The sequence below is a fragment of the Drouetiella sp. genome (assembly GCF_059504425.1).
Window position 1 is genome coordinate 177441 of sequence record NZ_JCACIN010000081.1, and the last position, 10197, is coordinate 187637.

7 protein-coding genes are annotated in these 10197 nt (G+C 50.4%); 2 read left to right on the plus strand and 5 right to left on the minus strand.

Features of this window, described 5'->3' with window-relative positions; all coding sequences use genetic code 11:
• Nucleotides 1-29 precede the first annotated feature (29 nt).
• The 4 genes from AC5JMP_RS19265 to AC5JMP_RS19280 all read right to left on the minus strand — a co-directional run bounded on the left by AC5JMP_RS19265 (nt 30) and on the right by AC5JMP_RS19280 (nt 6031).
• Nucleotides 30-1793: a CHASE2 domain-containing protein gene (locus AC5JMP_RS19265; RefSeq protein ID WP_495853099.1), complete on the minus strand. Its 1764-nt coding sequence runs from the start codon at nt 1791-1793 to the stop codon at nt 30-32.
• A gap of 260 nt (nt 1794-2053) precedes the next feature.
• On the minus strand, nt 2054-2761 hold the full coding sequence (locus AC5JMP_RS19270; protein WP_495853100.1) for a DUF928 domain-containing protein: 708 nt from the start codon (nt 2759-2761) through the stop codon (nt 2054-2056).
• A 153-nt stretch (nt 2762-2914) separates the two neighbouring features.
• Nucleotides 2915-5605, minus strand: coding sequence for a CHAT domain-containing protein (locus AC5JMP_RS19275; RefSeq protein WP_495853101.1), 2691 nt, complete (start codon nt 5603-5605; stop codon nt 2915-2917).
• 216 nt (nt 5606-5821) lie between these two features.
• Nucleotides 5822-6031: a high light inducible protein gene (locus AC5JMP_RS19280; RefSeq protein WP_495853102.1), complete on the minus strand. Its 210-nt coding sequence runs from the start codon at nt 6029-6031 to the stop codon at nt 5822-5824.
• A 180-nt stretch (nt 6032-6211) separates the two neighbouring features.
• Between AC5JMP_RS19280 and AC5JMP_RS19285 the strand changes: the two genes are divergently transcribed.
• Together AC5JMP_RS19285 and AC5JMP_RS19290 are read left to right on the plus strand one after the other, a co-directional pair.
• Nucleotides 6212-8980, plus strand: coding sequence for a cation-translocating P-type ATPase (locus AC5JMP_RS19285; RefSeq protein WP_495853103.1), 2769 nt, complete (start codon nt 6212-6214; stop codon nt 8978-8980).
• A gap of 79 nt (nt 8981-9059) precedes the next feature.
• A complete protein-coding gene (locus AC5JMP_RS19290; protein ID WP_495853104.1) occupies nt 9060-9218 on the plus strand; it encodes a hypothetical protein in 159 nt (52 codons plus the stop codon).
• Here AC5JMP_RS19290 and AC5JMP_RS19295 read toward each other — a convergent pair.
• Nucleotides 9199-10075, minus strand: a protein-coding gene (locus tag AC5JMP_RS19295; RefSeq protein ID WP_495853105.1) for an IS630 family transposase whose coding sequence is annotated in 2 segments (ribosomal slippage) — nt 9199-9744 and nt 9746-10075 — 876 coding nt in all. Because the reading frame shifts where the segments join, the coding sequence is not laid out codon by codon here. The genes AC5JMP_RS19290 and AC5JMP_RS19295 overlap by 20 nt on opposite strands.
• Nucleotides 10076-10197: the final 122 nt, after the last annotated feature.

A 10197-nucleotide genomic window follows, 5' to 3' on the forward strand; every position in this document is an offset into this window, starting at 1 on the left:
AAAAAATTTATCCCCCGATTAAGCAGTGCCTAACAGCGAATGACATATCGATCGCGTCCACTGGTTTTGGCTTGATACAGCGCTGCATCGGCTTCTGCCAGTAGGCTCACAGGCGACCAATCGGGACTCTGTAGATGCTGTTTGCTAATGGCAACCCAGGCAATGCCACAGCTTAATGTCACGTAGGGCTGAGCAAGCGAGTTGATGTGAACCATGTTGAGCGATCGGACTTTGCTCAGGACTCGCTCTGCAACCTGCGCTGCTAGGGTGAGATCGGTGTAAGGCAGGATGATTGCAAATTCTTCTCCGCCGTAGCGGCAGACCAGATCAGATTTGCGGACTGCTTGCCGTAGAGCCGTAGCAACTTGTTGGAGGCAGTCGTCTCCAGCCTGATGCCCGTAGGTATCGTTATAGGTTTTGAAGCAGTCAATATCGCACAAGATGACGGATAAATCTCCGACAGTATGCGATCGCTCTGCGAGAAATTGATCAAAGTAGCGGCGGTTGGCAACCTGAGTCAGGCTGTCGATGTAGGCAAGATGCTGAAGTTTTTGATTATGCAAACCAATACTGACCAATGCTGAGAAGGTTAAACCCAACAGGGGGGCAGCTATTGGAATCCACAGACTTCCTAGAAACAGCAGATAGCTGATGAACACCAGTCCGCCCCCAACTCCCAGGGTTAACAGAATGGTTTTGCCGTAAAACAGCCATTGAGTGAATCCGTTGGTTTGCAGCCCATATCGGCTCACTTGCCACCCGATGAATGACCAAAGTAGAATCCAGGTCTGCTCTACCCAATCTGGCATAACCTGGATAAAAGGTTGACCGTCAAGCGCGGCTCTAAGAATTTGACTGATTAAGTTTGCGTGGATAAAAACGCCCGGCATCCGATTAAGTTTGTTGATGCGGCTGGTCGTGTAGGGAGTCCAAAAAAAATCATGGGTACTTTCGGTGGTAGAGCCAATTAAGACGATGCGATCGCGCAAAAGGTTGGGCGGAATTTCTCCCTTCAGTACGGTCGTCATAGAGAGGGTGCGAAACTGTGAGGGCAGGTTTTGCCAGTTCATTAAAATTTGATAGCCACTGTCATCTGCGTTTACGTAGGCTCCATCGTTACCGCTGAATGCAGAAAAGTGAGCACGACCTAGCTTGAGCTGAGATGTACCCTCTATGGGTTCCAACTGTATCCCTTCGCTTTCTAAATACTTAAGCGCTATGACAGCACTCAAGCTGAGGTAGACTTGCCCCGTTTGATCATCCCTAGCAGAAATTAATCCTCGACGCACTGTGCCGTCAGCATCTTCAATGAGGTCAGCGATGCCTGTTTGGTTTAGTTGTGCTAAAGCTTTGGGCGGAGGAACTTGCTGTCCCCCAAATCGCTTTTCAATTCCAATTAAATTTGGGTTTGATTTGAATACAGATTCTAGGCGATCCTGCCCAGAGCCAACGGATAAGTCTCGGTAGAGATCTAGACCTACAAATCTAGGACGCTGTGCCTCAATTTTGAGGAGCGCCTCTGCTAAGACTTCGTCTGGAATCGGCCAATGACCAATCTGGGTATTGTCCTGATCATCGACTGTGATCACAACAATGCGATCGTCTAGAGGCGGAAACGATCGCCAGCGAAAAAACTGGTCAACGACTGCCCATTCTGACCCTTGCAGAAAGCCTAACCCATTAAGTCCGATGATTAGCAGTGCCACGGTGGGTGCGATCGCCAGACTTTGCCACTCCTGCCGCAAGGTTTGCTTGAGCGATCGTCGCCGCCTCTGCCAGCTGTTTTGACCCATACTCAATTGACAACCCGATTCTCTGCTCTTAGAGTACCCATTGTTGAGGAACAGTTCTCTGAGCCTAGATTCACAGCTAAATAGTAGTATTTAGAGTAATATTTACAGCGCTTTGCGCTGGGTTAAGGGTGGGTTATTTTTTAGAAGCCGCGCTCTGCAAGGCTTCTAAAAAATAATGGCTTATGCAATTGAAAATTGCTGTAAGTCATTATTTTTCGAGAACTGCCCACAACTGAATTCAGGAATTGAGAAGTGCTGATTTATGGAGCTTTGAGCAAAAGCGCCGAAGGGACAGAGTTGAGTTCGGCTGAGTTTAGAAGGTTCTGCCAGATTGTGGTGAGTTCGACATCGTTAGGCTGTTGCTGCCGCAAATCGGCTAGAGTAGACAGCGCATCATACCAAATTCCAGAGCTGCCATAGAGAGCGGCATTCTCTAGAGAGGGTTCAGCATCAGCAATTATTGTGGAAGGCTGTCTACGTTGAATCCAGCTCGTGATGAAGGGGCTGTCGGGTCTTAATTTTCCAGAGGTAAGCAGGGCAATTCCCCACTGGTAAGATTTACCAACTTGTAGGGCAGGTGCATTATCAGGCAGATCAACGCGCAGGATACCGCCTGAGGCGATCGGCAGATCAGCAATGGAAAGGGTAGTTTGATAAGTCACCTGTCCGGCTTCATCCCGCAAGCTAAAAAAAGCTTTCTGTGCAGCAGTCGGGGGGATATAGACAAAAAATGTTGGGTAGGCTTTGAGCGTCAGACCAGAGGCGGAATGGGGGGTCAGCGCTATCAGTTGAGGTTCGGTATCGCCACGGGAGGCGCCGCCCCTGGTTTGCTGGGGTGCGCCCCCACGGGGAGGATTGAATGTTACCGTTGATCCGGCATAGGCAGGCAGCATAGAAAACAGCAGCCCTCCAAGCCAGAAGCTAGTTAAAATAGATACTGATAAAGATGACTGCTTCAGCTTGTCCATATACGGTAGATAACGCTTCAGGAGACTACTAGAATAGCCTTAAAGGAAAGTTCAAGTCTTGAGCTAATTAGCGTATATTTTGCATCTTGTTAATTTATTTTATACCTAAATCTAAGAGAGTACACGCATATAAATTCTGCACTTTAGTATGGATTAGAGCCAGTTTCCCACCAGAATGAAGGGTGCCCAATAGTATGGGTGCGCATATTGAGAATTTTTGAGCAATGCGAGCTGGGCTTGGCGAAGCGCTTGAGATTTGTTGAGTCCTGGCTGAGTCAGCGCTTGGTAGAACTGCACCATGAGTTTAGCGGTGGATTCATCGTTGACTGACCAGAGGGTGGCTAGAGTGCTGCGTGCGCCCGATCGCACCGCTAAACCTGCCAGCCCTAAAGTCGCCCGCTGATCGCCTTCTGCCGTTTGGCAAGCGCTGAGAACCAGTAGTTCAATGGGCGCTGCGTTGGATTCAGCACGCGATCGCAGCAGTTCTCGAAGTTCTTCAATCGTGAGGCGATCGTCCCAGGTCAGCAGAAAAGTGTCGCTAGATTCAGAGCTAAATTGACCATGGGTTGCCAGATGCACTAACGGAAAGGCGGTTTCCTGCGCCTGGTGTTGCAGATTTCTGTAGGTAAACTTTTGGTTGAGCAGAACGTTTGCTGTCAGCTCGGAAGCAATTTGGTCAGATTCTTGGGCGACACCGGGCAGAGCTACAAACCCCTGACGAGCTTCTGTAATGCCGCCGATTAGCACTTCAAGCCGCTGTTTTGAGGTGAGCGATCGTGGCTCCAGTAACTGCAATCCCGGCGTGATGGCGATGCTGTATTGCTCTACTAGATACTGCTTTCCATCAAACAAGGCTGCTAACGGCAAGTTGCGCAAACTGCCATCTAAGACAAAAACCAGCGTTTTAATGTCACTCTGTTTTAGAGCAGTTTCTGCTGGACGAATTAGCCATTCATACATTTGCTGAGAGAGGCGCAGACGCTCGGAATCCGCGAAGAGAGGGTTTAGGGATTCCAGCATATTCTCGGAAACTGTCTCGACCTGCTGCCGGGAGATGGGGCTGCTGTAGGCAGTGAGCGGCTGCTCTGGCAAAGATAGGATCACCGTTAGACGCTCGACCAGAACGATCGGATAGAGCACAGCTGCTGTGGGATCAACCTGATCAATTTGGCTGGGATGGGCATCTAGGCAAGCCGATCGAAAGAAGTTGTTGAGTTCTGCGAGTTGCAGTGCCTCAATAACTTCGCGTGCCTGCTTAAGATCGGCTTGGCTCAGGCGATCGCCCTCCACGAGTAGATTAATTAATTCTCTGTAGATGGGTTCTATTTTGTCTTGAAAGGAGAACTGAACATTCTGATTATTTGTAACCAGATCGCTACGAAGGGATTTGAGAAGGTGCATGGCATCTGTGTAGGCGGCTATGGCGCTGGAGCGATCGCCCTGCTGTTTTTGTAGCCGCCCTAGCTGCCATTGCCAGCGATAGGTGATTTCAGGGGCATTGAGGGATTGCGCAATTAGCAGAGCCTGCTGGGTAAGCTGCTGAGCTTCTTGCCATTGATGAGTTTGTTCGTATAAGGCGGCTAGTTCTCCTAAGACATAGGATTCGGCTCTGGAATCGCGGAGGGTGCGCGCCTGTTGGAGAGCCGTTGTAAGATGGCGGGCAACTGGCAAGAGATGATTATGCTGAGGCTGACTGCGCTGCGGAGCGTTGCTAGCCAAAAATTTGCCCCAGCTTATGGCAAAATTCACCTGGATATAGATACCCTTGCGGCTGGGCGTCAGGAGATCTAGCTGGGGCTGAATTTGCTCGATTAGCTCTTGCGCTGCGGACTGACGCTTGAGATCGAGCAACAAGCTGAGCTGGTTGACTTGAGCTTCTAGACGGGCGATCGCTCCTGGAGCAATTTCAGCGGCTTGTTGGTAGGACTGTAGGGCGGCTTCGGGTTGATTGAGCACCCGTCGCGTGTTGCCCAGATTAATCTGCACGGCACTGATTTCGGCAGGAAGATGGAGCTGCTGGGCAATGGCTAGACTCTGCTGTAGGACATTTTGTGCGGCTGATAAGTTGCCCATCTCTTGCCAGAGGGAACCTAGGCTACGGAGCGTTGCTGCTGCTAGCGCTGAAGGCTGAGCCTGAAGCTGCTGATTTACCTGCTCTAGCAAGGCTTGTGCCTTTTGAAATAGTCCTAGAGCTTGCAGAGCCTGAGCCTGGTTGAGCTGGCTGCCCCAGGTGCCGAAGCGATCGCCCAATTCAGTGTAGGTGCGTTCTGCTCTTTGCCAGATTTCAAGTGCTGTCTCGGTCTGACCTCGCGCAAACTGAAGGCTACCCTGAGTATTGAGGGCTTGAGCCAGAATGAGTTTTGCTTCTGGGAGTTTTGCTTCTGGACTTAAATTAGATTGCAGCAGCGTCAGGCTGCTATCGATCGCTTGACTCGCCGCATCCCATTTGCCTAGAGCCTGCTGTGCCAAAGATAGGTAGTTGAGGCTGATCGCATGATTGAGGCGATCGTTTTGTGAGTTTATGATCTGTGAGCTGATAACCGCCTGCTGCCACAGCTCAGCTGCTTCAGCAAACTGTCCAGATTCGTAGCGCTGCTTGCCTTGATGCAGGAGAAAAGCGGTATCTGTGGCAGATTGGCTCAGGGCAGGAGGGTTTGCTGAAGCTTTTCGCCAAGGCTGAATTGGGCGATCGGTGGCTATGCTCGGTAGGGCGATCGCCATAACTAAGACGCTGAAGATAGTCAGCCAAAGTTGTCGGTAACGAGGCGATCGTATCCTTGTGGTTTTTCTCTGGAGCAAGGCTCGGTTGCAGAATGCTATCCAGTTAGGTTTCCGAAGTCTCATAGCGCTGGTTCTTGGGTGGCATTGCCGCTGTTTTACAGTTCCCCAGCCTACAGTTCCCCAGCTTAGTCTTCTTCCCAACAAACGAATACATCTGCTAAAGAGCACAGTCACTAAAAAAGCTTTGGTAGACATTCATGTCTACCAAAGCTTCGCAAAATTGGGAGATGAGATTAACGAGGGTATTTCTCAGAGTTTTATGAGTAGGGAAGTAGAAAACTACAGGCTGGAAAGCAAGCTCAGAAGACCATGACCAGTAACAACCTCTAACGCCAGCATGGATACAAAACCGATCATTGCCAAGCGTCCGTTTAACATTTCGGCATATTCGGTGAATCCAACGCGAGACTCAGCGTCTATATACACCTGAGGTTCAACCGCGTAGATATTTTGTCTGCCTTGTTCTTCAGTTACAACGCCACTTCTCATGATTTTTTTCTCGCTCTGATTGGATTGCTTTCAGCTCTTATGTAAATAAATGTAACGTAATGTTTAAGAATTGTAAACAGCTTTAAGGAAATCTGATTTCATCTCGCTCTCTAGCCAGAAGCGCCAAGAATACTTGTGGTTTAATCTAAGTGGCAAACATTTCCCCTCCTTACTAGCCTCATGAGTGACTGGTATCAGCTTGAAGCATCTCAGGTCGTGCAGCAACTTGGCACAGATAGCGTTGGCGGACTGAGTACAGATGAGGCTAACCAGCGATTGTCGCAGCAGGGAGCAAATGAACTGACGGCACAGCCTCCTAAAAGCCCTTGGCTGATGCTGTGGGAGCAATTGATTGCCACAACGGTGGTGGTACTGATTGTGGCGGCTGTGGTGTCGGCGCTGCTGGGTGATTTGCAGGATGCCGTTGCGATTATGGCGATCGTCGTCTTCAACGCTATTTTGGGCTTCACGCAGGAGTATCAGGCGGGTCAGGAGTTTGCGGCGCTAAAAAAGATGGCAATGCCCAAGGCACGAGTTTGTCGATCGCATGAGTGGCAATCGCTTGAGGCTCGCGATCTAGTGGTGGGAGATTTGATTCAAATTGAGGATGGCGATCAGATTCCGGCAGATGGTCGATTGCTAGAAAGCATCAATCTCCGCACTCAAGAGTCTGCTTTCACGGGCGAGGCGGTGGCGATCGAAAAAAGTGCGGAAATTCTGTCGGGCGAGGAGCTACCCCTGGGCGATCGCTACAACATGGTGTTTATGGGCACTATTGCTACCTATGGGCGTGGCAAAGCGATTATTACTGAGACGGGCATGGGCACGGAGTTGGGCAAGATTGCGGATTCGATGCAGTCTGTTGAACAACAGCAAACTCCTTTGCAGAAGCGCTTGGATCAGTTGGGTAAGCGGCTGGCGTTGGCGGCGATCGCTTTGGTGGCCATCATTTTTGCGTTTGGGCTGCTGCGAGGGGAAAATTTTAATGACATGTTTCTGACGGCTGTGAGTCTTGCCGTGGCGGTGATTCCAGAAGGGTTGCCTGCGGTGGTGACGATTGCACTGGCGATCGGGGCACGGCGGATGTTGAAGCGACAGGCGCTGATCCGCAAGCTGCCTGCGGTGGAAACGCTCGGCTCTGTCACGACGATTTGTTCGGACAAGACCGGAACCTTGACTGAGAACCGCATGACGGTAACGATTCTAGCGCTGGCTGGACATCAGGTAGATCTGAAGGAGAGCTTTGCTCAAGTAACTTCACTGATGGATGGTCGGGAGTCTACTATTCAGCCCGGATCAGGTTCAGAACTAGATTCGCCGATTGCCCTTACTCTAGTCGGTAGCGCTCTGTGCAACAACGCTATGCTGGCTGGTGATGCGGGCGCTGAATCGCAGGAAGATGGAGCCTCTAGGGCGATCGGCGATCCGACAGAAATTGCGCTAGTGGTGGCGGCAGATCGGATGGGTCTGGAGAAGTCTGCTCTAGAACAGCTCTTTCCACGGGTGGCAGAAGTGCCTTTTGATTCCGATCGCAAGCGCATGAGCACTGTCCATCGCTTCAGCGATGTGAAGGGGTCTCAGTCTCCTCTGAAAGAGCAGCTAGGCAATTTTTCTGAACTGCCTGTCTCTGCTTACATTGTGTTTACGAAAGGGGCAGTTGATGGGTTGCTGCAACAGTCGAGTCAGGTGTGGACGGGCAATCGGACTGAGCCACTGGATGCAAGCTGGGAGAAACGGATTCGAGAGGCGAACGATAAGCTGGCTGCATCCGGAACTCGCGTTTTGGGTGTAGCCTTTCGGCTGCTTCAAGAGTTGCCGGAGAAAGGGGCGCAGGGAGCGATCGAGCAAGAGTTGACCTATGTAGGGCTGGTGGGAATGCTTGATCCGGCGCGACCTGAAGCTAAGCAGTCTGTGCAAACTTGCGCTGAGGCGGGCATTCGGACTGTGATGATCACGGGCGATCATCCGCTGATGGCGCAACATATTGCTGAAGAGTTGACGATTTCTAAAGACGGAAAATATCTGACTGGACAACAGCTTTCGCAACTCTCGCCTCAGCAGCTGGAGGAACAGGTGGAGTCGGTGTCGGTCTATGCGCGGGTCTCGCCGGATCAGAAGCTGAGAATTGTGGAGGCACTGAAAAATCGGGGACAGATTGTTTCGATGACAGGGGATGGGGTCAACGATGCGCCTGCTCTGAGCAAGGCTGACATCGGCGTGGCAATGGGAATTGCCGGAACCGATGTTGCCAAGGAGGCTGCCGATATGGTGTTGCTCAACGATAATTTTTCGACGATCGTGGCGGCTGTAGAGGAAGGGCGGGTCATCTACGATAACATTCGCAAGTTCATTCGCTATAGTTTGACGGGTAACGTGAGCGGCGTGGTAATTATGCTGTTCGCACCTTTGTTCGCGATGCCGTTGCCGCTTCAGCCGATTCAGATTCTCTGGATTAATCTACTGGCGGATGGGCTATTGGCGATCGCCCTGAGTGTGGAACCTGCTGAAGATAATGTCATGAAGCGTCCACCTTATTCACCGGGTGAAAGCGTTTTTAGTCGAGGCATTGGTAGAGATATTATTTGGGTCGGGACGCTGATGGGAGCTGCGTTCCTATGGCTGGGCTATCATGGCTTTACCTCAGGCTGGCAAAATTGGCAAACTCTAGTATTTGTCACCCTTGCCTTTTCTCGGATGAGTTTGGCGTTTGCTATGCGCTCTGATCGAGAGCTGCTGATGCGTCGCGGATTTTTGACCAATAAGCCACTGCTGATTGCCGTTTTGACGACTTTTGTTCTGCAAATAGTCGTCATTTACGTGCCGTGGATGCAGGAATTTTTCCATACCCAAGCTCTGCCACTTGAAGACTTAGCGATCTGTTTGAGCCTCAGCACGATCGGATTTTGGGCAGTGGAGTTTCAAAAGTTTTTCCGGCAACGACGGAATTAAAATCCCTGAAGTGTTGCTCGCTCTGGAGTAAAAACATGGGAACTGGTATATACCTAAAAAATATAGATCTGGTACCTCAATGGAATCTGGCGTACAAATTTCAATAAATTGCACTCAAACTCTAAAACCTGCGATCGTCTTGACAGGCGTGGGATTGGGCGATGTCGAGGGTGCGATCGGTCGAGCCATCGTCGCAGATATAGCGGTAGCCACCTCCATTAGGACACTGCTTGTTTGAGAACGGATTCCATCGCATCGCGCAAATTATCCGAGTCGCGTAAGAGTTTGCGAATGCGACTCTTCAGCCAAGCCCAACACTTTTCAATCCGATTGAGGTCTGGCGAATAGGGAGGCAGGTAAACGAGTTTGCACCCTGCCTGTTTAATCAATTGGGCAATGCGACCGCCATGATGAAACGTCGCATTATCGACAATCACCCACTCACCCGGTTGTAGCACTGGAATCAAGCAGGTTTCGAGCCAGGTTTCAAACACAGTCCGGTTACAGGCTCCCTCGATCGTAAAAGGGGCAATCAGTTGACCATTACGGTACCCAGCGATCATATTCACCCGCCCCTGCCGCCGACCCGATTTGAGGTCGTAGAAGCGTTCCCCCACTGGAGAGTACCCGTAGCCATAATTATCGCGTTCATCCCTGCCCGATTCATCCACATAGATCAAGTGAGGCGCTTTAGCGTCTTCCAGTTGCGCTATAAAGTCTGCCCGCTTAGCTTCATCGCGTTGGCTATATCCGTATGTTTTTTTTACGGCTATGCCCAATCTTCTCCAATGCCCGCGAAAGGGTTCGTTGACTGATCTCCCCCTCCCATAACTCTGCCATTTCGCTCTGGGTTTTATCCCCATGCTCTTTGACAAAGTTTTGAAACTTCTCCCAATCGGTGATTTTGGCTGTTGGAGAGGAGGTTGGTCTCGGCTTGGGTTTAACATCCCCTGTTTCGGCTCGACGCTGGAACCATAAGTTAATCGTATTGCGACTGATATTGAACATTTGGCTCACCTCACTTTTCTTAAACCCGTTCAACTCAATCGCTTCCATCACTTTTTGCCGGAAATCATCACTATAGGGTTGAGCCATTGGACGAGGATGGGGTCTAGGGGAATTCTTATAGTTTACGTCCTAACTAGGCTGGCTATAGCTATAACAATAGTTCAGACAGTTTTGCGAGAGCAAATTAGATCGGGTTGTGTAGACAAAAA

Coding starts and splice junctions, on each gene's coding strand:
- AC5JMP_RS19265 (WP_495853099.1), bottom strand. CDS start 1,793: ATGGGTCAAAACAGCTGGCAGAGGCGGCGACGATCGCTCAAGCAAACC.
- AC5JMP_RS19270 (WP_495853100.1), bottom strand. CDS start 2,761: ATGGACAAGCTGAAGCAGTCATCTTTATCAGTATCTATTTTAACTAGC.
- AC5JMP_RS19275 (WP_495853101.1), bottom strand. CDS start 5,605: ATGAGACTTCGGAAACCTAACTGGATAGCATTCTGCAACCGAGCCTTG.
- AC5JMP_RS19280 (WP_495853102.1), bottom strand. CDS start 6,031: ATGAGAAGTGGCGTTGTAACTGAAGAACAAGGCAGACAAAATATCTAC.
- AC5JMP_RS19285 (WP_495853103.1), top strand. CDS start 6,212: ATGAGTGACTGGTATCAGCTTGAAGCATCTCAGGTCGTGCAGCAACTT.
- AC5JMP_RS19290 (WP_495853104.1), top strand. CDS start 9,060: ATGGAATCTGGCGTACAAATTTCAATAAATTGCACTCAAACTCTAAAA.